Source organism: Halobacillus sp. 12SKB (assembly GCF_052941655.1).
Genome location: NZ_JBRFWR010000001.1, coordinates 3,151,954 through 3,173,372 on the forward strand (window position 1 = coordinate 3,151,954; position 21,419 = coordinate 3,173,372).

Below are 21,419 nucleotides of genomic sequence, written 5' to 3' on the forward strand. Positions count from 1 at the left end.
GCTCACTAAAATCCACGGCTTAGAACCCCTGGAAATCGAAGAGTCCGGCAAGGTAGGAAGTCAGCATCGTCATCCAGTCAAAATAAAGGGAAATTCCGACAAGAATCATAATATATCCCCCTACTTTAACAATTCCCGTACTATGCCTTTTAATCCAACTCAATTTGCCAATGAAAAAGGATAAGGCCAAGAAAGGAACGGAAAAACCAAGAGAATAGAACAACATCATGACTAAGAAAAGTTCAGGAGAATCAGCAGCTAATGAAAGGACAGAAGCTAGTATAGGACCTGTACAAGGCGTCCAACCGAGTGAAAATGTAAGTCCGATAAGAAACGTACCTATGTAACCAGAGGGTCTATTCTTAAAGGTTATCTTCCTGTCTTTCATTAAAAAATCAAAGTTAAATACTCCAATAATGACAAAACCGAAGAAAATTATCAGAATGGAACCTAAACGCCGAATAACGGATTCATACTGTATAAAAAATTGGGCAAAAAACGACCCTGAAAATCCTAGTATCAGAAAGATCGTCGTAAATCCTAATAAGAATAAAACCGTATGGATCAGACTTGCTCTTTTCAGCATCCCATTGTCTTCCCGTAGTTCATGTACACTCATCCCAGTAATATAGGAAAGGAATGCAGGGTACAAAGGAAAAACACATGGGGATATAAACGATAAAAACCCTGCTCCGAAAGCAAGGAAAAGATTTACATCCATTCAATCATCACACCTTCGTTCATAGTCGCCTCCTATTGTATCAGAGCTTCAGGCCTAACACGATGTTTATCTTGTGAACATCTAAAGAAGTTCTCATAGAGAAAGCCTTCTTTCATTCAGAAAGAAGGCTTTGTGTCATTATTTCATTTGATTGTTCATTGAACGCATCATCTGATTGATCTTCTTCTGCGAAGGCTTTTGGCCCATCTGCATCATCAGTGTACGTAACATTTGTTCGTTAATTGGCGGGTTCTTTTTCAAATAGTTCATCATATACTTTCTTGCGATGAAGAAGCCTAGAGCTGCACCACCGACAAGAGTCAATAAAGCAATGATGATGACCCAAACGATCCCCAATGTCATGACTTCGTCTTCCTCCTTCGTGTTGTCTCCCATAACAGTATAGTAAAACGTCCTCGAGAATACAATAGTCGTTTCAATATGACCGTAATTCAAAGGCTACTACACAGATCAAGCGTCGATGTGTAAGCAACAGTACCCCAATAAAAAAAGGAGCCATCTGCTATGAACGATGACCGTACCAGAGACAACAATCATTCTTATGCCTATTATATCATATAGCGTAGGGAAACCGAAAATGGTTGTCCCTACTTTCATACCGCATTTTTAAAATGATATTGAAACTCTCAGCATAAAAAGAAGCTGCCTTAGGAACAGGCAGCTTCTTCCTAGTTTATTTCATCAAGTTTTCCGCATGCTTCACTACGTTTTCTACCGTGAAACCATAGTTTTCAATTACAGTATTTCCTGGAGCAGAAGCACCGAATTTGTCGATTCCGATGACGGAACCATCCAAACCTACATAACGGTCCCAACCGAATGATGCGCCCATTTCAACTGCCAGACGTTTACGGACAGAAGAAGGCAGGACCTGTTCTTTATATTCTTTAGGCTGAGCTTCAAAACGATCGAAAGAAGGTACACTGACGACACGTACATCGTAACCATTCTTCTTCAATTCCGCTTGAGCTTCAACAATCAATTGAACCTCAGAACCTGAGGCAAGCAGGATCGCATCCGGCTCTTCTTTATCAGAATCGCTAAGGATGTAAGCGCCTTTCTTCATCCCTTCATATGCACGTTCCTCTGTACCTTCCAGAGTAGGTAACCCTTGGCGTGTAAGGACAAGTGCGGTTGGAGTTGATTCAGACTCTAAAGCAAGTCTCCAAGCTGCATTGGTTTCGTTCCCATCCGCTGGACGAAGCACAGAAAGATTAGGCATCGCGCGAAGAGAAGCCAGTTGTTCTACAGGTTCGTGAGTCGGACCGTCTTCTCCAACGGCAACAGAATCATGAGTGAAGACATAGTTCACTGGAAGGTTCTGCAGGGCAGAAAGACGGACAGCTGGACGCAGGTAGTCACTGAAGACAAAGAATGTACCCGCATAGACTTTTAGCCCTCCGTGAAGGCCCATTCCGTTCATAGCAGCCGCCATGGCAAATTCACGAACACCGAACCAGATGTTTCGACCCGCGTAGTTGTTACGTGAAAAGTCTTCTTCATCTTTAACGGCCGTTTTGTTTGAACCTGCAAGATCGGCACTACCACCAAAGAAATTAGGGATAGCTTTAGAAAGTGCATTGATCGCATCTCCTGAAGCAGCACGTGTTGCAGGGCTGTCTTCTCCGACCTGGTATGTTGGAAGACTTTGATCCCAGCCTTCAGGAAGCTCTCCGCGGATTGCGCGCTCAAATTCTTCCGCAAGCTCCGGATAAGCCTCCTTGTACTGAACCATTAAGTTGTTCCAAGATTCTTCTTTATCCTGACCATTTTGCTGAACTTTTTCTTTAAAGTCCTGATAAACCTCTTCAGGTACGTGGAACGGCTCGTGTTCCCACTCGTAGAACTGTTTCGCAGCTGTTACTTCCTCATCACCTAGAGGAGCACCGTGAGAAGCAGATTTACCAGACTTGTTAGGAGAACCGTACCCAATGACTGTCTTCACTTCGATCATTGTTGGTTGATCTGTGTTCGCTTTTGCTTTCTCTAGTGCTTTCGCTACTTCTTCTGTATTCGTTCCATCCTCGACACGGATCACTTGCCATCCATACGCTTCATAGCGCTTTTCAACACTTTCGCTGAAGGAACGATCAAGATCACCATCAAGAGAAATGTCGTTGGAATCATAAAGAACGATCAATTTACCAAGGCCTAGGTGACCGGCAAGAGAAGCTGATTCCTGTGATACTCCCTCCATCAAGTCACCATCACCACAAATCGTATATGTGTAATGGTCAACAACGTTGTACCCTTCGCGATTATATTTTCCGGAAAGATGAGCTTCAGCCATCGCCATTCCGGTCGCCATTGCAATACCTTGTCCTAGGGGACCTGTAGTTGCTTCTACACCGTCTGTATGACCAAACTCTGGGTGCCCAGGGGTTTTGGAATCCCATTGCCGGAAGGACTTAAGGTCGTCCATCGTCACGTTATAACCGGATAAGTGGAGCAGGCTGTAAAGAAGCATAGATCCGTGTCCGGCTGATAGGACGAAACGGTCGCGGTCAAACCAGTTCGAGTTTTTCGGATTGTGATCCATGAACTGAGTCCATAGTGTATATGCCATCGGCGCTGCACCCATCGGCATTCCCGGGTGTCCGGAGTTTGCTTTTTCTACTGCATCGATTGTTAAAGTTCTAATCGTATTGATTGATGTTTGTTCAAGGCTGTTTGCCATGTTCAACATTCCCCTTTCTTTTCAGGTATATGTACCATGTATTATCCTATAATGAAAATCATTTTGAAACAAGCTTTGTGCAAAATTTCGCACAGCCTCAAACCTAATTTCCCCCTTATCCAGGGAATTAAACAAGAAAAAATCCGCATTCGAAAATTATCGAATACGGACGATTTGGCATTAATTCTTTTTTTCGTTCTTTTGCATTTGACGAAGCTTCTCTGGAGTTACGTCATTCCCTTTCGGATCAATGACGGTCACACCTTTCAACTGATTTTTGAAGGATGCACGTGCATTTTTCAAATATTCCTGGCGCAGCTTCTGCTGTTCTGCTTTTTCTTCCTTCGAAAGCTCTTCCTGCTTAGATTTATTAGCTAGTTCATTTATACGATTAATTTTTTCTTTTGATAACATAGATCCTTCTCCTTTACTCATAGTCTGGATCGTAAAACATGAAAAAGACAAGAAATCCTAAGATCCTTGTCTACATACCTTATATTATCGTGATTCTTCTTCTTTTTCAAGCGATAGGTGCTCCTTGTATCTGCGATGCACCGTAGCTTTTGATACATCATATCCCAAACCTCTCAAAGTCGCTGCGATATCTTTGAATGTCAGGTCACTTTTCCTTAAGCGAACAACTTCTTCAATAGGAAAGTCGATCCTCTCACGGCCGGGTGCCTGATCACGGTTGGATAAGTTGGCGGAGGGATCGTAGCCGCCCTCTACCGCTTTTCTCATCCCCCTCCGTATTTTCATATTATGTATTTTCCTTTGGTATTCTTCTACGATGCCAACAATCTGTAATACCATCGAATCTGATTCCGATAACTGTAATTCTCCATGATTTGAAAGGGAGTACACCTTGACCTTCAAACGGTTCATTTGATGAAACAAAGCGATCTTCGTATTTCCTCGGCCTAATCGTGTTTCATCTTGGATTAATAAGGCTTCCGCACGCCCTGAAGAAAAGTATTCCAGCATGCGGAAAATCCCTTCACGTTCGATATCGTAACCACTCGCTTGTTCTTCAATGCAATCCACAACTTCGAAGCCGTGACGCTCCGCCATGGATGTCAGCTCAGCTTTCTGCCGCTTTAAAGAAGTTACTTGAGCTTCTTTTTCCGTACTTACCCTGCAATACAAAATTACTCTCACTTGGATGTTCCTCTCTCTTTCTCTATTAAACAGCTGTGACCATAGAATAATAGAGAATGATAAAACTAACAATAAAAAGAATGATGTAGGTGTAATCCAGCTTAGATAATTTGTTAAACATTGATAACCCCTCCGCTTTCCTAGAACGAACGTTCCTAAGAACCTGTGTTCGCGTTTGTTAATTCCTATTATATACGAACACAAGTTCTTGTCAATGGTTTTTTTCGAACGCGTGTTTGTATTTTTGAAATATAAGTGGTACAATGTGGTTACTATAATCCTATGTACGAGGTGCTAATCTATGAGTAAACTTTCAAAGCGGCAGCAGGAAATACTAGATTTTATTAAAGAACAGGTTCTAGCAAAAGGATATCCACCGTCCGTAAGGGAGATCGGTCAATCCGTTGGTCTTGCTTCAAGTTCGACTGTGCACGGTCACTTATCCAGATTGGAGAAAAAAGGATACATTAGACGCGACCCCACCAAACCTCGTGCCATCGAAGTAATTGAATTAGAAGAAGATCACAGCATCCCGAGAAGTGAAGCTTCTTACGCTCCAGTAATCGGTAAAGTCACGGCGGGTTCACCGATTACAGCTGTTGAAAACATTGAAGAATATGTCCCTCTACCCGATACACTTGCAGGGTCGGATGACAACACATTCGTACTAATCGTACAAGGGGAAAGTATGATTGAGGCAGGAATTCTTGACGGGGATATGGTCATCGTCAGACAACAACAAACCGCACAGAACGGCGACATCGTTGTTGCGATGACAGAAGACGAGGAAGCCACTGTGAAGCGGTTCTTCAAGGAAAGAAATCATGTTCGCCTGCAGCCTGAGAACGCAACGATGGAACCCATTCTATTACAGGATGTATCCATTCTAGGAAAAGTCGTAGGTCTATACAGGACCGTACACTAAAAGAAAGAGGCGAGTTTAGTTAAACTCGCCTCTTTCTTTATTTATGTCACACTCCAGAGCGTTTACGGATAGAGGTTAAAGGAAGTTCAGATGATATATTATTTATTATGATCATTCTCACCTGTTTTGGCTCATAGCAGTAATATGTTCATCCTGAATGCCGACCACTCTGACCACTCTTTGTGATCAGGCGCGCCTTCGCGTTTGATATAGATCCACTCCCATTTGATCTTCTCCAGTTTTGAAAGCTGTAAGTATGCTTCCATTGGTAAACCTCTATGGCAGGAACATTCGTTCGTTTTTTGTTATATGTAACCTCTCAAAAGTATAGAAATACGTAGAAAAACCCTTGAAGCTAAAGGCCTCAAGGGTTTTAAACTTTAATACGTCTGCAAATATTGTTCGCGCTCCCACGGATGAACCTGAGTGCGGAACATATCCCATTCGATTTCTTTCGCTTCAATGAAGTGTTCAAATAGGTGTTCGCCAAGGGCTTCTACCATAATTGGATCCTGATGCAGCTCTTCCAGTGCATCATACAATGTAGCAGGTAGGTCTTTCACCCCGTGAGCTTCCCGCTCTTTCTTATCCATCACGTAAATGTTTCGATCGACAGGAGCAGGTGCTTCCAGTTTGTTTTCCACACCATCCAGTCCAGCAGCAAGAAGTACAGCCATCGCCATGTATGGGTTCGCTGATGGATCCACACTGCGCACTTCGATTCTTGTGCTCAATCCACGGGATGTCGGAACACGTACGAGTGGACTACGGTTTTGACCGGACCATGCTACATAACACGGTGCCTCGTACCCTGGTACAAGACGCTTGTAGGAGTTGACGGTAGGGTTCGTCACGGCTGTGAAGTTCGTTGCATGCTTGATAATGCCTGCTGTGAACTGATAAGCCACCTCAGAAAGTTGTTCCTTCCCTTTCTCATCAAAAAACGCATTGCCCTTTTCATTGAAAAGAGACATGTTCGCGTGCATACCAGATCCGTTTACACCAAACAATGGTTTAGGCATGAATGTTGCATGCAAACCATGTTGACGCGCAATAGTTTTTACGACGAGTTTGAATGTTTGGATATCATCGCAATGCTTGACGGCATTTGCATATTTGAAATCAATTTCGTGCTGACCAGGAGCTACTTCGTGGTGAGACGCTTCAATTTCAAAGCCCATTTCCTCAAGCTCAAGGACAATATCACGACGGCAGTTTTCACCAAGGTCGGTCGGTGCTAGGTCGAAATAGCCGCCTTTATCATTCAATTCCATCGTTGGTTCGCCTTTTTCATCTAATTTGAATAGGAAAAATTCAGGTTCTGTACCAATGTTGAAAGCAGAAAATCCGAGTTTCTCCATTTTTTTGATGTTACGCTTCAAATTGTAGCGTGGGCACCCTTCAAAAGGAGTTTGGTCTGGGTTATAGATGTCACAGATGAATCGTGCAACTTTCCCTTTTTCTGAAGTCCAAGGGAAGACGACGAAAGTATCCAGGTCTGGCACCAAATACATATCTGACTCCTCGATACGAACGAATCCTTCAATAGAGGACCCGTCAAACATCATCATGCCATCAATAGCTTTATCCAACTGGCTTAGTGGAATTTCTACATTTTTGATTGTACCAAGCATATCCGTGAACTGCAGGCGGATAAACTTGACGTTTTCCTCATCGATTTTTTTGTAAATTTCTTCTTTAGTTAAACCCATTGAATTTCTCCTCTCAACACAATATTAATGGAAGAACCTTGACATTTCTCCCTGTCTTATTGCTAATTTACCTTGTCTTCCCGCTGTGAATAGTTCTCGTTGCAGCATACGACGAAGTTCTTTTTCAGTAAGTTCATTGTGTACTTCCTTCACTTGGTCCTCATCATATACCTCATTATCTGGCTGATCATTCAGCTTCAGAACTTTCTTGATTCCGGCCATGTTCACACCCTGATCGATCAAGTCTTTAATTTCAAGAAGCCGATCGACATCATTGAATGAGAACATGCGGCGGTTCCCTTCTGAACGGGCCGGCTGAACAAGCTCGTGCTGTTCATAGTACCGGATCTGCCGTGCAGTAAGGTCTGTCAATGATTGAACAATCCCCATCGGGAATAACGGCATAGAACGACGAATTTCATCACTCATCGACGTGCCACCTCCCCATAAGAATGATACTTTAATTATACGACACGAAAGGGATATGTCAACATATGTGAGGAATGTTCACACAATTTGGAGTTGTTTTTTGAAAGGGTTACCATTACCTTTACTTCAAGCTTTGACCATACCCTCTTCTACCAACTGCTGCACTGCTTGTACGACAGCGATCTTTACATGCGCATAAGTCAATCCACCCTGGACAAAGGCTGTATATGGGGGGCGAATAGGACCGTCAGCGGTCAATTCGAGACTCGCTCCTTGAATGAAAGTCCCTGCAGCCATAATCACTTCGTCCTCATACCCCGGCATGACGCTCGGCTCTGGTTTGAATTGGGAATTGACTGGAGATGCCTGCTGAATGGATTGACAGAAGCTGATCATTTGTTCAGCGGTTTTAAAGTTGACGGACTGAATTAAATCTGTCCTCTTCACATCATAAGCCGGGTTGGTGTCGAAACCCCATTCACTTAAATATTTCGAAGTGAAAATAGCTCCTTTCAAAGCTTCTCCCACGACATGAGGGGCAAGAAAAATCCCTTGATACATCTCTTGCAGGCTGTTCAAACTCGGGCCCGTTTCCTTCCCTAACCCAGGAGCCGTCAAACGATAGCTGCATTTTTCAATTAGGGATCTACGTCCTGCAATGTAACCACCGACTCTGGCAATTCCGCCTCCCGGGTTCTTAATTAACGAACCAGCGATCATATCAGCGCCTACTTCAAGCGGCTCTTTCGTTTCTACGAATTCACCATAACAATTGTCAACAAAAATAATCACATCGTCTTTTATCTCACGCACAAATCGAATGATCGATTGTAACTCATCAATGAGAAATGAAGGGCGGTCCTCATACCCTTTTGATCTTTGGATGGCTACGACCTTCGTCTTTTCTTGCATAGCTCTTCGGATTCTATCATGAGCAAAAGACCCGTCTTCTTCTAAAGGAACGGTTTGATAGCTGATACCAAAATCCCGTAGAGAACCTGTATCCTTCTCGTCCTCGGAACCTATGACATCTCTTAGGGTGTCATAAGGCTCTCCGGATATGTATAGCAGTTCATCTCCCGGACGTAGTACTCCGAATAAGGCAGTGGTGATTGCATGTGTTCCTGAGATGAGCTGAGGTCTGACAAGGGCATCTTCCGCTTTGAATATTTCTGCATACAATGCTTCCAGAGTGTCCCGTCCGAAATCATCATAGCCATAACCTGTTGTCGGGTTAAAATGAGAATCGCTGACCCTCAGTTTATGGAAGGCCTTTAAAACTTTTTCTTGATTGTTCTCGACAATCTCGTCAACCCTATGATGTTGGTTCTTAATCTCTTTTTCTACACGCTGTTTCAATTCTTGAATGTTCATGATGGGTCCTCTTCCTATCTTGCAGTATTTCGTTGTTCCAACGTTTTGTTCACATTTATAAAATTTGGTGTTTCAATGGGCGTTCGGGATGGATGAAACCATGAAGGGCATAGCCCTCTTTTTCCTCATAAAAATTTATACTCGTAATCATACTGTAGGCTTTGAATTGCTGCAGCCGTTTCCCTTCAGAAGCCGGCACGAAAACATCATACTCATCCCACTCTTCTCTTAAAACCTCTTCGATTTTATGAAGAACACGTTTACGATCAATTGGATCATGCACGCTCACTGTCAGTGAAGGGAAGGAGTGCGGAATGAAATCCTCCTTCAGAAGATCTTTCTTATTATAAACGGTTAGTATCGGCAGTTGGCCAGCCCCAAGTTCATCCAACAACTTCAATACCGTCTTTTCCTGCTGCATATGATCAGGGTGTGAAGCATCAACCATATGAACGATAAAATCTGCTTCTGTCACTTCTTCTAACGTAGATCGGAATGCTGCTATGAGCGTCGTTGGCAAGTCCTGAATGAAACCTACCGTATCAGAAAGGAGAGCCAAAAAGCCAGAAGGAAGGCTCATCTGCCTTGTCAGAGGATCGAGTGTAGCAAACAATAAATCCTCTTCAAAGGACTGGCTATCGGTTACTCTATTGAAGAAAGTCGATTTACCAGCATTCGTATAACCGACGATCGCCACTTGAAAGGCGCGGTTTTCTTTTCTCCGCTTCCGGTATTGTTCACGTTGTTTAACGACCGTATCCAACCTCTTCTTAATATCATCAATTCTCCGTTGTATATGACGGCGGTCGGTTTCCAGTTTGGTTTCACCAGGACCTCGTGTACCAATTCCTCCACCTAACCGGGATAACGCTGTCCCTTGTCCGGATAACCGAGGAAGCAAATATTGCAGTTGAGCAAGTTCCACCTGCAATTTTCCTTCTTTTGTACGTGCTCTTCCTGCAAAAATATCAAGGATCAGTTGACTCCTGTCGATCACACGTACCCCGACTCTATCCGCTATATTTCTAAGCTGACCAGGTGATAACTCATCATTAAATATGACAAGCTCAGCTTCAGATTCCTCAGCTGCTTCTTTTATTTCTTCCAGTTTCCCTTCACCTAAATATGTAGCCGGGTGAACCCGGTCACGCTTTTGAGTTATAATTTTACATACTTCTCCATCAGCGGTCTCAGTTAGTGACTGAAGCTCTTCCAAAGAAGACTGAAACCGTTCTACCTTTTCGGATGGATCTTTTCTTGCAACTAACACGACCAATTCTTTTGCCATCTGTCTCTCACCTACTCTTCCATCTGCCTGTATCTTTTTCATCATAACAGAAAAACGATTCCTATGAATGTATGACCGTTCAGTTCAAGTCTGTTTCTTGTAGTGGAAAAACAAAATCTTCTGCCTGTAGGGTCATCAATGTCTTCTTCTTGGGGTTAGGGGTGCTGATTACTCTCCAGGCATGTTTTCGAATGGCCTCTTCAATGAGGTTTCTTACATAGCGGGCATTTGAAAAATTCTCTTCTCGTCTGGCGTACACGCAGGCCAGATGTTGGAAAAGTTTTCGTTCCGCCTCTTTTGTTAAACAATATTCCCTTTCTTCAATCATTCCAAAAGCTATCTGTGTAAGTTCTTTGGTAGAATAGTCCTTAAAAGAAAGCTGGATCGGGAACCGGGAAGCAAGACCTGGATTTAAGGTCAGAAAATCTTCCATTTCATCTGGATATCCAGCAAGGATAATAATGCATTCATTATGATGATCTTCCATGCATTTCACCAATGTATCAATCGCTTCTTTCCCGAAATCCTTCTCTCCACCTCTGGCTAAGGAATAGGCTTCATCAATAAAAAGGACCCCTCCCAAAGCTTTATGGATCAGATCCTTCGTCTTTTGGGCTGTATGACCGATATACTCCCCTACAAGGTCACTCCGATCCGCTTCTATGAATTGACCTTTATCAAGCACCCCGACTTCACGGAATAAAGCAGCAACCATTCGCGCGATGGTCGTCTTTCCCGTACCGGGATTTCCGTGGAAAACCATGTGAAGTACTTGCGCATTCGATTTTAATCCTGCTTCTTCTCTTTTCTTTGAAACCAGCACCTGTGCATAGATTTCTTTGACCCTGGTCTTTAGATCCTCCATTCCAATGATGGAATTGAAAAATTCCTCGATCTTCAGAAAAGGGGCCCCTGTCTGTTTGAGGGTGGCTGCTTTCCGATCAGGAATCGCTTTTTCTTTAGAATCATTCAACACAATATTGATCGTGCTGCTTGGTCTCGCCGTTTTAGCTTGGGGTTGCACATCGATCCCTCCTCATTCTTCTTCATCATACGCGTAGGTGGGGTTTCCTGTGACAAACGCCCAAGAATGAACGTGCATCATTTCCTCTTTCCATAAAAGAAGCGGATGCCTTAAAAAGGCACCCGCTTCTTTCGCTTACAGAACCATTCTCACTATTCTTTATCCAATGAAACATTTTTGACAGGAGCAAATGTTGAAATGGCATGTTTGAAGATCAATTGTTGCTTTCCTTCCGTCTCTAACAAGACAGTGAAGTTGTCGAAGGCTTTAACGATGCCTCTCAATTGAAATCCGTTGAGCAGAAAGACAGTCACCTGCATGCGTTCTTTCCTTAATTGATTCAAATAATTGTCCTGGATATTAACCGATTGGGCCATGGATCTTCCTCCTCTTTTCTATCTGTAATAATACGATTCTACGCATTAGTCTATCTTTCCTGCTAAATCGCCTAAAATTGTTTCAAATTTCTCCTCGTAGTTCGAAGGAGAGACTTCATACCAATTGATATTCATTTTGTTCTTGAAGTACGTGTACTGGCGTTTCGCATAGCGTCTGGAATTACGTTTTAACAACTCAATCGCTTCCGGCAGGGTACACGAACCTTCAAAATAAGGAATCAATTCCTTATAACCGATCGCCTGCATCGATTGAGCGTCCTTCAATCCCTGTTCATAGAGATCCTTAACTTCACTAACCAGGCCTTGTTCGATCATTTGATCAACCCTTTGATTGATTCGTTCGTACAGCAATTCACGATCCATTTCCAAACCAATTAACAGGGGGTTAAAAGGAGATTCATGCTGATTGCGATGATGACGATCACTCATCACCCTGCCAGTTGTTTCGTAAACCTCAAGCGCCCGCAGTACGCGCCTTTCATTATTCGGATGAATTTTTTCCGCTTGTTCGGGATCAATTTCAACAAGGCGTTTGTACATATAATCTCTGCCCTTTTCGTTCCGTTCTTTTTCAAGCTTCTCCATGATGGCAGGATTCTTTTTTTGTTCTGTAAAGTGGAAATCAAAAAGTGTCGCTTGTATGTATAAGCCTGTCCCCCCGACCAAAACCGGGAGCTTCCCCCGCTCATGGATATCCCTGATCAAAGCTTGCACATTCTCCTGGAACTCAGCGACTGAAAAATGTTCCGCAGGATCTTTGAAATCAATCATATGATGGGGAATACCCTGCATCTCCTCTTTTGTTACCTTCGCTGTTCCAATATCCATCGTCCTGTAAATCTGCATGGAATCTCCACTGATCACTTCTCCGTCAAAACGCTGAGCGATCCGGATCCCCAAATTCGATTTTCCGACTGCTGTAGGACCGACCACTGAGATCACCAATGGTTTCATACTCCCACCTCCTTCACACGTCTCTATTATACATGAATGGCTCTACAATCATACCTCAGGGAGCTAACTAACGCAATCCGTTACCACTACTAACGGTTTCCGTTACAAATATTCAAAATATTCGTTAGTCGTACTATCGCATTTCGTTAGTCTGTGTTATAGTATAGAAAAGGAGGCGTCTTAAAGTGGTTCATGAAAGAATTCGTTCACTTAGAAAAGAAAGACGTTTAACACAATCGATGTTAGCTGAAAAAGTCGGTGTGTCCCCACAAGTCGTATCGAATTGGGAACGGAGTTACACTTCCCCTGATCTTGATGACCTCACGAAGATTGCTCACGCTCTCCATACCACCGCAGATTACCTCCTCGGTTTGAGTGATGAACAAGAGGATGAAATGCGAGAAATTAAACAGCTCCTGGAAACGAAGGGATACACAAAACCTGTATTTTTCGACAAGAAAGCATGGTTCGGAATTCAACCGGAGGACATTAAACAGATCGATAACTATTTTCGTTTTCTTCTCCAGCAGAAGAACATCTCCTAATTCCCTACTCTGTCATTCGTACTTATATATAAGTTGAATATAAAAATATTATGTAAACAAAATAGCAAGCAAAAAAAAAGAGAGACTCCCACTTTGGAGTCTCTCTTTTTATTACATCACACGCTTGAACATTTTTTCCATTTCATACTCCGAAAAGAACACAATAATCGGCCGTCCATGAGGACAGGTGAAAGGGTCGGTCGACTTTCTCAAGTCTTCCAGAAGTTGAAACATATCAGTCTGGTTTAAATAGTGATTCGCTTTGATCGATCGTTTACACGACATGAGAATCGCCGCTTCTTCTCTTAGTTTAAGAATATCAATCCGGTCTTCCTCCATCAGCTGCTGAATCATTTCATCGATGACTTCCTCTTCAAAACCTTTCGGGAACCATTGAGGGTGACTGCGCACGATATAGGTCGTGTCTCCAAATGGTTCAAAGAACAATCCCACTTTTTCCAGCTCATCCTTGTATTCTTCTAACCTTAAAGACTCCGCTTTCGAAAATTCAAAGGTCATTGGTACAAGCAATTCCTGTACTTCGTGATTCACTTCTGACAGTTTGTCCCTGAAGAATTCGTATTTGATTCTTTCTTGTGCAGCGTGCTGATCGACGATATACATCCCTTCCTCGTTCTGTGCAAGGATGTATGTTCCATGCAGCTGCCCAATCGGATGCATGGTCGGAACTCTTTTCTGTTCTTGAGAAAATTCTTCCTTTTCGACTTCATCTTCAGGCCATTCATTCACTGTTGGAACAGAAGCATCTGAGTCAAAAGCCGGGACCATCTCTTTAATTAAATCGTCTTGGTCTTCTCTAAAACCACCCTCTAGAGGAAGTCCTTGCTCGCTTTTCACTAAGTGGTCCACCGTGGCCTCCCGCTCGCGATGGGCCTCTTCCTCCCTCGTGTGATAAAGGTCGAAAGATTCCTGTGTGGTTTTCTCTTTCGCAGGCTTTGGAGCTGGCTGTGTCACATCAGGAATAAGAGTTTGTTTCCGGAAGGCCTGCCGAACGGTCTCTTCAAGCAAATCATACAATTCCTTCTCTTTACTAAAACGCACCTCCATTTTTGATGGATGAACGTTGACATCGACAAGAATTGGATCCATGTCTATATTTAATACGACAATCGGACTTTTACCTATCGGCAGCAGGGTGTGGTAACCTTGCAAAACGGCCTTATTTAAAGGAATACTCCGAATAAAACGACCGTTGATGATTGTTGACATATAATTCCTCGAAGCACGGTAAACTTCAGGCTTCGCAATATATCCATCAACTTTAAAATCTGCCGTTTCCATCTCTATCGGGATCATTTTCTTTGCGACATTCATTCCGTAGATGTTCGCAATAACCTGGAGGAGATCTCCCCGTCCATTCGTCTTGAAGATCTGCTTTTCATTATGCGTGCAAAGGAACTGCACTTCCGGGTGGGCTAAGGCCATACGATTTAATACGTCCGTCACATGACCAAGCTCTGTATGAATGGTTTTCATATACTTTAACCGGGCGGGCGTATTGAAAAACAATTCTTCAACCGTAATGTCCGTTCCTTTTCTTGCATCACTTTTCCCTCTGGAGACGAGGTGACCTCCTTCTAGATTCATTTTCGTGCCAGCACTGTCCCCAATGGAGGTCTGGATACTCAAGCGGCTCACTGCAGCAATACTCGCTAAAGCTTCCCCACGAAAACCTAGGGTTCGGACATGAAAAAGGTCATTTTCATCAAGAATCTTACTCGTTGCATGGCGATGAAAAGCGATTTCGCAGTCTTCTTCATCCATTCCCGCTCCATCATCGGTAATCCGGATGCGTTGCAATCCGGCCTCCATCAAATCGATCTTCACCCATGTGGCACCTGCATCAACACTGTTCTCGACCAGTTCTTTGACGACAGAGGCTGGGCGCTCAACAACTTCCCCGGCAGCTATTTTGTTGGCTAGGTGGTCTGGCATTAGTCGGATCCGCGCCATCTCTGTTCCTCCTTTATGATTTCAAACGTTTTTGCAATTGGTACAATTCATTCATAGCATCCATAGGAGTCATTTCCATTAGGTCTAATGACTGCAGATGCTTTTCTATATGCGAAGCTTGTGGTGCAGCTGCCTCCTTTTTCTCAGGCTTCGATTCTTCTATAAACAAGCTTAGCTGCTCCTCTTCTGCTGCTGAGGTTGAGGCTTCATTTTTGATGGACCCATTTTCAAGCTGATCCAGAAGGTCGGTTGCTCTATTGATCAGGGGATCAGGCAAGTGCGCAAGCTTCGCCACGTGAATGCCGTAACTTTCGTCCGCAGGCCCCTCTTTGATTTGATGAAGGAAAACGACATTTCCCTCATATTCTTCCGCTCGGACATGGACGTTTTTCAGCCGCTCCAGCTGTTCCTCGAGCGAAGTCAATTCATGATAATGGGTGGAGAAAAGGGTTTTGGCTTTAATCTCACCATGAATGTACTCCACAATAGCCTGAGCCAGAGCCATCCCATCGTACGTACTTGTTCCTCTTCCTATTTCATCTAGAAGGATCAAACTGTTCTCTGTCGCATGAGTCAAAGCATGATTTGCTTCTAGCATTTCCACCATAAATGTACTATGACCGGATACGAGATCATCAGCTGCGCCAATTCTTGTAAATATTTGGTCGAAAACTGGTAAACTCGCAGACTGGCATGGCACAAAAGAACCCATTTGACCGAGAATAGCCGTTAATGCAAGCTGACGCATGTACGTACTTTTCCCCGACATGTTCGGTCCTGTAATCAGTAACACGTCCGTCTCTTCATTCATGTAAATATCATTCGGGACGAACGTTCCTTCCTGCATCACCTTTTCTACAACAGGGTGACGGCCCTGGCGGATGTCCACCACGCGTTGTTCCCGATACTCAGGTCGCACATATTGATAGGCCTCTGCTACTTGAGCAAAACCTTGGAGAACATCAATACGACTGATTTGTTCTGCAAGCTGTTGAAGTCTCTTCACGTAAGCCTTCACCTTTTCTCTTACTTCCAGGAATAACTCATACTCAAGCTCCACACTTTTCTCCTGCGCCTCTAGAATCATTGATTCTCTTTCTTTCAGCTCTGGGGTAATAAACCTTTCCGCATTGGTAAGTGTCTGCTTCCGCTCGTACCTACCTTCTGGTAAATGTCTCAAGTTCGCTTTTGTCACTTCGATATAATAGCCGAACACGCGATTGTAGCCGACTTTCAAAGATTTGATTCCAGTTTCAGCTCGTTCCCTTTGTTCAAGCTCTGCAATCCACTGTTTCCCGTTCTTGGAAGCATATCTGTAGTCATCCAGCTGTTCGTGGAAGCCGTCCTGAATCAAGCCTCCTTCTTTTACAGAAATTGGAGGATCATCGGCAATGCTTTCTTCAAGAAGATCTTTTAAGTCATGAAGCGGATCGACATGGTCATAAAGCTTTTCAATCGAAGAATGATCGAACTTAGAAAGCGTCGTTAAAATATCCGGAATATGACTTAAAGAATTCCTTAGTTGAATCATATCTCTGGCATTCACATTACCAAAAGCTACTCTCCCAGCTAAACGTTCGAGGTCGTAAACATTGGAGAGCTCATCTCTAAGCGTTTCACGTTCAAAAAACTGGTCGAGAAAGCCTTCGACCTGGTCATGCCTCATCGCAATTGCATCCGCTGACAACAACGGCCGCTCCATCCATTTCTTAAGCATACGCGCACCCATCGAAGTGACAGTTTTATCGATGACGGAGAGCAAGCTTCCCGCTTTCCCTTTCTTCCTGATGGTTTCCAACAATTCTAAGTTTCTTTTAGAGTACATATCAAGAGTCATGTATTGTTTCAATTCAATCACTTTCACTGGTTGAAGGTGATCAAGAGACCTTTTTTGCGTATGCTGGATATAATTAAGAAGCCTGCCGAAACCAATAATTAGTTTGTCCTGCTGAACGCCCTCAACAAGAGGTTGAAATTCAGGTGTGATCTCCGTCTCTTCCTGATGAGAAACGGTGTAATCCAAACGATCGATCAGCATTTGTTTATGCTCGACATCAAACTCATTGGATACAACCACTTCTTTCACCGGCCGGCTGTACAATTCACTCAAGGCTGCATCAAAACCGCCTGGAATAAGAGCCACACTGTTTTCACCAGTCGTGAGATCATTGTAACTGACCACGTAAGAGCCATCTTCAAATGCACTCAAAGAAGCCAGGTAGTTGTTTTCCTTTTCATCGAGCATACTGCCTTCCATGACCGTCCCGGGCGTGATCAATTGGACAACTTCCCGTTTCACGACACCTTTCGTCGTTTTCGGATCCTCGACCTGTTCACAAATGGCAACCTTGTATCCCTTCTCGATTAACTGCTTTATGTAATTGTCTGCCGAGTGGTAAGGGACTCCACACATAGGAATCCTACCGTTTGCGCCTCCGTCCCTGCTTGTCAATGTAATTTCGAGCTCCTGGGATGCTTTTAACGCATCCTCAAAGAACAACTCATAAAAATCGCCTAATCTGAAAAACAGAAAGGCATCTTTTTGGTCTGCTTTAATTTTCAAATACTGCTGCATCATGGGTGTGTATTGTGCCATAGGGTTAAACCTCCAAAACGTACATAAGATTCTCCACCTATTATAGCATACGAGGCAAATGATCTTACACGGAAGAACATGACATTATGAAAGTATCTGGCCGGTTTCTTGAAAACTCAGTTTCGAGACTCCCCGGGGATCGTTGCCCGGGTTGAGCGCCAGGGGTAGCTGGGAAGCTACTCGCTTTCCCGTGTGGGAGCGTCGAGCTTTATCGGGCTACCCCTATCTCCTTTTCCATGGGAGTCTCGCAGCGTCTCAACCACCCCATTTGATTTAGGAGAGCAACGAACCTCTTCACTGTGGGAGAGTGATTTCCACTCATCTGGTGTCATTAGCATAAAGCACTCTATACCAAGTTTTCTGCGCATGCAGAATAGCATCCCTAGGAGTCCATTTCCTTCGAATTACCATTTGCATATAAACCGCATATTTCAGAAGTGGTTTATATGGCAAAGGGGCGGAGGGGGATGACGAGACTCCCGCGGAAAGCGAGTCATCCCCCTCCGCAAAAACATCTCGAAACTGAGTTTTCAACAAACGGGAGCGATTATATAATTAACATGGAAATATAAGAAGACAAAAAAAGAATTCCTCGCTGAAGCAGCAAGGAATCCATCATTAATCGTGACTATCGTGATCTCTGTCTGATGAGGATGGAAGGAAGTCCGTTTCGATGGCTGAAAAATCATCCGAAGACAAATCATATTCGTAATCATCATCATGGCCGCATCCATGAGGATCTACTTTCACACACAATTTCGTTTCACCTATAACATCTACAGCAAACTCTCTTTCTACTTCTACGCAAATTTTTTGCCCATTCCCTGAGATGTTCGCTTCTAAACAGTTCGGTTGCTGTACGACCTTAGCGATTACCTCAAAGTCATCATGTACACAATTATCATCTTTCACTGCCAACTTGACGTGATCACAATAGCTGACACGCTCTGTAACGACTTCTGTTTTTGTATTGTCGTTATACGAATACCAGACGTTCACATCGTAACTGCCAGAGATTTCAACGTGATCTCCTTTCTTTTTGGCATTGTAGATGTGATTGATGACCCAACAACCTAGGATACTTGTCGGACGGTGCGAAGGGCTGATGGTGTGTGTGGATTCTGTAAACTTTTTACCTTTACCGATTACAGCTTTTGTAATGATCTCTCTGTAATCTCGTTCAAAAAAAGACATAGGGTTTCACTCCTCCTTATTCTACCACCCATCCTATGTGTGGGTTGGGCGAATGGTGACTAGCGGGAAAATGGCCTAAGGACGTGTTTAATTCATTCTATGCACTAGCCCATAAAATTGTACGAAAAAAATCCGCCAGAGGGGAAAACCCTCTGACGGAAGTGTATGCATTAATGACCGCAACCATGACTTGATTTATTTGAACCTGTTTCTCCTTGAAGGAGATCCCCGCCCGTAGAGCGGATGACTTCATTTGTAACTTCACGAGAAATCGTGTTTGAAACCATTTGAAGAATATCATTAATAATGGTTTGAGAATCTTTAAATTCTGCAACGACCGGAATCTCATCCAGTTCATCTTGAAGACGATCAATTTCCTTTTCAATCTTCTGAAGAGCTTCCGTTTTCCCGTACGCTTGAAAGTTAACCGCCTGCTTTTGCAAAGCTTTGATTTTCTTAATATGGGATTGAACTTTTTGATTGTCATTCAATTTCGCTTCCAATTGCTTGAAACGATCAATTTCTTCGATATCAGCCATCATTTTTGCTAATTTTTTTGCTTCTTCTACAACTTCTTGTCTAGTATATTGTGCCATCTATTTCACCTCTGCGTTGATTTCTACTAACTCTCCATCAAGCGACCAAGTTTTCGCTTTGGTCACCCTTACAGGTACAATTTGTCCGATTGTAGACTCAGGTGCACGGAAGTTGACCAACTTGTTCCGCTTCGTATACCCCGCTAACACATCCGGGTTATTTTTACTTTCTCCTTCAACAAGCACGTCTACAATCTCACCTTCGTATGCTTTCATGGCGTCTGCAGATTGCTGGTTGACAATTTTATTCAACCGCTGCAAACGGTCCTTCTTCTCTTCCATTGAAACGTTATCTTTCATCTTAGCTGCGGGCGTATTATCTCTTGGAGAATAAATAAACGTATAGGCAGCTTCAAATCCGACTTCTTCCACAAGGGATAACGTATCCTGGAACTGCTCTTCCGTTTCATTAGGGAACCCAACGATGATATCTGTCGTAAGTGTTGCATCCGGCATAGCTACACGAATTTTGCGAACAAGTTCAAGGTACTCTTCCCTCGAGTATTTACGACCCATGATTTTCAGAATATCGCTATTGCCTGATTGGACAGGTAAATGGATATGATCAAGCATATTACCACCTTTAGCAAGTACTTCAATCAAACGATCATCAAAGTCTCTTGGGTGAGAAGTTGTAAAGCGAACCCGCGGAATATCAATACCTCGCAGCTCATCCATCAAGTCCCCAAGCCCATAAGCCATATCCAAGTCTTTTCCATACGCATTGACGTTTTGTCCAAGAAGGGTGATTTCTTTGTATCCTTGAGCTGCTAGATGCCTTACTTCCTGGATGATGTCCTGTGGTAAACGACTTCTTTCTTTCCCTCTTGTATAGGGAACAATACAATAGGTGCAGAATTTGTCACAACCATACATGATGTTCACCCAAGCCTTGATTTTTCCTTTCCGTGATCTAGGAAGGTTTTCAATAATGTCCCCTTCTTTCGACCACACATCAATCACCATTTCTTTCCCGAACATCGCTTCTTTTACGAGCTGCGGGATTCTATGAATATTGTGTGTGCCGAAAATAAGATCGATAAAAGGGTGTTTCTTTAGGATTCGGTTTACGACAGACTCTTCCTGTGACATACATCCGCATATTCCGATAATCAGATTTGGATTTTCCATTTTCAAAGGCTTCAAATGTCCAATTTCACCGAATACTTTATTTTCTGCATTCTCTCGAATGGCACAGGTGTTTAAAAGAATAATGTCTGCTTCTTTCGTGTCTTTTGTAGGTTCATAACCCATTTCTTCAAAAATTCCTGCCATGACTTCAGTATCATGTTCATTCATCTGGCATCCATATGTACGGATCAAATATTTTTTACCTTTGCCTGCTTGATCCATATCTTCAGGAATTTCAAAATCATAATGCACATCCGTTTCTTTACGTTTCCGGCGCTGTGCATCCCTCATATTCGGAGGTTGGTATGTCGTTTCAAAGTATTTAACAAAATCTTCGCTTGTTTTTTGTTTCAGTCGGTTTAAGTTATCTTGTTCTGCTTTATCATCTGCCATGGAGGGCTGACGAATTTGTGACATTTCCTTACGCTGCTGTTCGTTCATAATGATCTCCTTTCAAGCCGAACCTTCTAACTGTATCATTATATCAAGTTTTACAGGATAAATTAAGCGTAAACATAAATTCCACCGTTTTTCATCTGTTTTCCAATCATTTTATTCAACAATTTGGCATAATTCTTAAATACTCGGTATCGAGATGTTTAAGGTTCGTTTACTATGTTGTGAGTCAGGGGTGGCTGGGAAGCAGCTCGCTTTCCTGTGGAGGAGTGACGAGCTCCCGCGGAAAGCGAGCTATTCCCCACA

The 21,419-nt window shown here is 43.2% G+C and carries 20 protein-coding genes; 2 read left to right on the forward strand and 18 right to left on the reverse strand.

From position 1 onward, the window contains the following. Window positions 1-19: 19 nt before the first annotated feature. The 5 genes from ACQ4XT_RS15735 to ACQ4XT_RS15755 all read right to left on the reverse strand — a co-directional run bounded on the left by ACQ4XT_RS15735 (window position 20) and on the right by ACQ4XT_RS15755 (window position 4,577). Entirely contained in the window at window positions 20-721 is a 702-nt protein-coding gene (locus ACQ4XT_RS15735; RefSeq protein WP_446854500.1) for a cytochrome c biogenesis CcdA family protein, read from the reverse strand. Between the two features lie 138 nt (window positions 722-859). After that, window positions 860-1,084, reverse strand: a complete 225-nt coding sequence (locus tag ACQ4XT_RS15740; RefSeq protein WP_035505139.1) for a YneF family protein — start codon at window positions 1,082-1,084, stop codon at window positions 860-862. 331 nt (window positions 1,085-1,415) lie between these two features. Next, window positions 1,416-3,419: a transketolase gene (gene tkt, locus ACQ4XT_RS15745; protein WP_446855705.1), complete on the reverse strand. Its 2,004-nt coding sequence runs from the start codon at window positions 3,417-3,419 to the stop codon at window positions 1,416-1,418. A gap of 180 nt (window positions 3,420-3,599) precedes the next feature. Then, window positions 3,600-3,833 (reverse strand): DUF896 domain-containing protein, encoded by a 234-nt coding sequence (locus ACQ4XT_RS15750; protein WP_206945099.1) that lies wholly within the window; start codon window positions 3,831-3,833, stop codon window positions 3,600-3,602. Window positions 3,834-3,917: 84 nt separating this feature from the next. Then, window positions 3,918-4,577 carry a YneB family resolvase-like protein gene (locus ACQ4XT_RS15755; protein WP_446854501.1) on the reverse strand — a complete coding sequence of 220 codons (660 nt, stop codon included), beginning with the start codon at window positions 4,575-4,577 and terminating at the stop codon, window positions 3,918-3,920. A gap of 301 nt (window positions 4,578-4,878) precedes the next feature. Here ACQ4XT_RS15755 and lexA point away from each other — a divergent pair, with 301 nt between their 5' ends. Continuing rightward, on the forward strand, window positions 4,879-5,502 hold the full coding sequence (lexA, locus tag ACQ4XT_RS15760) for a transcriptional repressor LexA (protein WP_206945097.1): 624 nt from the start codon (window positions 4,879-4,881) through the stop codon (window positions 5,500-5,502). A 131-nt stretch (window positions 5,503-5,633) separates the two neighbouring features. On the opposite strand, the gene ACQ4XT_RS15765 is transcribed toward lexA, so the two are convergent. The 8 genes from ACQ4XT_RS15765 to miaA all read right to left on the reverse strand — a co-directional run bounded on the left by ACQ4XT_RS15765 (window position 5,634) and on the right by miaA (window position 12,681). Beyond that, a complete protein-coding gene (locus tag ACQ4XT_RS15765) occupies window positions 5,634-5,768 on the reverse strand; it encodes a hypothetical protein (protein ID WP_446854502.1) in 135 nt (44 codons plus the stop codon). Between the two features lie 114 nt (window positions 5,769-5,882). Beyond that, on the reverse strand, window positions 5,883-7,214 hold the full coding sequence (glnA, locus tag ACQ4XT_RS15770; RefSeq protein ID WP_446854503.1) for a type I glutamate--ammonia ligase: 1,332 nt from the start codon (window positions 7,212-7,214) through the stop codon (window positions 5,883-5,885). Window positions 7,215-7,238: 24 nt separating this feature from the next. Beyond that, entirely contained in the window at window positions 7,239-7,643 is a 405-nt protein-coding gene (locus tag ACQ4XT_RS15775; RefSeq protein ID WP_089652332.1) for a MerR family transcriptional regulator, read from the reverse strand. A 126-nt stretch (window positions 7,644-7,769) separates the two neighbouring features. Further along, complete coding sequence (locus ACQ4XT_RS15780; protein WP_446854504.1) at window positions 7,770-9,017, reverse strand: methionine gamma-lyase family protein; 1,248 nt, start codon at window positions 9,015-9,017, stop codon at window positions 7,770-7,772. Between the two features lie 55 nt (window positions 9,018-9,072). Beyond that, window positions 9,073-10,305 carry a GTPase HflX gene (gene hflX, locus ACQ4XT_RS15785; protein ID WP_446855707.1) on the reverse strand — a complete coding sequence of 411 codons (1,233 nt, stop codon included), beginning with the start codon at window positions 10,303-10,305 and terminating at the stop codon, window positions 9,073-9,075. A 79-nt stretch (window positions 10,306-10,384) separates the two neighbouring features. Further along, window positions 10,385-11,329: an AAA family ATPase gene (locus ACQ4XT_RS15790; protein WP_446854505.1), complete on the reverse strand. Its 945-nt coding sequence runs from the start codon at window positions 11,327-11,329 to the stop codon at window positions 10,385-10,387. 152 nt (window positions 11,330-11,481) lie between these two features. Next, complete coding sequence (gene hfq / locus ACQ4XT_RS15795) at window positions 11,482-11,706, reverse strand: RNA chaperone Hfq (RefSeq protein ID WP_089652336.1); 225 nt, start codon at window positions 11,704-11,706, stop codon at window positions 11,482-11,484. Window positions 11,707-11,751: 45 nt separating this feature from the next. After that, a complete protein-coding gene (miaA, locus tag ACQ4XT_RS15800; protein ID WP_446854506.1) occupies window positions 11,752-12,681 on the reverse strand; it encodes a tRNA (adenosine(37)-N6)-dimethylallyltransferase MiaA in 930 nt (309 codons plus the stop codon). Between the two features lie 185 nt (window positions 12,682-12,866). On the opposite strand from miaA, the gene relB reads away from it, so the two are divergent. After that, a complete protein-coding gene (relB, locus tag ACQ4XT_RS15805; RefSeq protein ID WP_115823239.1) occupies window positions 12,867-13,226 on the forward strand; it encodes a type II toxin-antitoxin system RelB family anti-toxin in 360 nt (119 codons plus the stop codon). A gap of 111 nt (window positions 13,227-13,337) precedes the next feature. Here relB and mutL read toward each other — a convergent pair whose 3' ends face one another. From mutL to miaB, 5 genes are all read right to left on the reverse strand, one after another. Then, the gene (gene mutL / locus ACQ4XT_RS15810; RefSeq protein ID WP_446854507.1) at window positions 13,338-15,200 is read right to left on the reverse strand and encodes a DNA mismatch repair endonuclease MutL; all 1,863 of its coding nucleotides are present in this window, start codon (window positions 15,198-15,200) and stop codon (window positions 13,338-13,340) included. Between the two features lie 13 nt (window positions 15,201-15,213). Then, window positions 15,214-17,796, reverse strand: a complete 2,583-nt coding sequence (gene mutS, locus ACQ4XT_RS15815; protein ID WP_446854508.1) for a DNA mismatch repair protein MutS — start codon at window positions 17,794-17,796, stop codon at window positions 15,214-15,216. Window positions 17,797-18,414: 618 nt separating this feature from the next. Continuing rightward, on the reverse strand, window positions 18,415-18,990 hold the full coding sequence (locus ACQ4XT_RS15820) for an outer spore coat protein CotE (protein ID WP_446854509.1): 576 nt from the start codon (window positions 18,988-18,990) through the stop codon (window positions 18,415-18,417). A gap of 170 nt (window positions 18,991-19,160) precedes the next feature. Further along, on the reverse strand, window positions 19,161-19,586 hold the full coding sequence (locus ACQ4XT_RS15825; RefSeq protein ID WP_226589521.1) for a YlbF/YmcA family competence regulator: 426 nt from the start codon (window positions 19,584-19,586) through the stop codon (window positions 19,161-19,163). After that, on the reverse strand, window positions 19,587-21,158 hold the full coding sequence (gene miaB, locus ACQ4XT_RS15830; protein WP_446854510.1) for a tRNA (N6-isopentenyl adenosine(37)-C2)-methylthiotransferase MiaB: 1,572 nt from the start codon (window positions 21,156-21,158) through the stop codon (window positions 19,587-19,589). Between the last annotated feature and the right edge of the window lie 261 nt (window positions 21,159-21,419).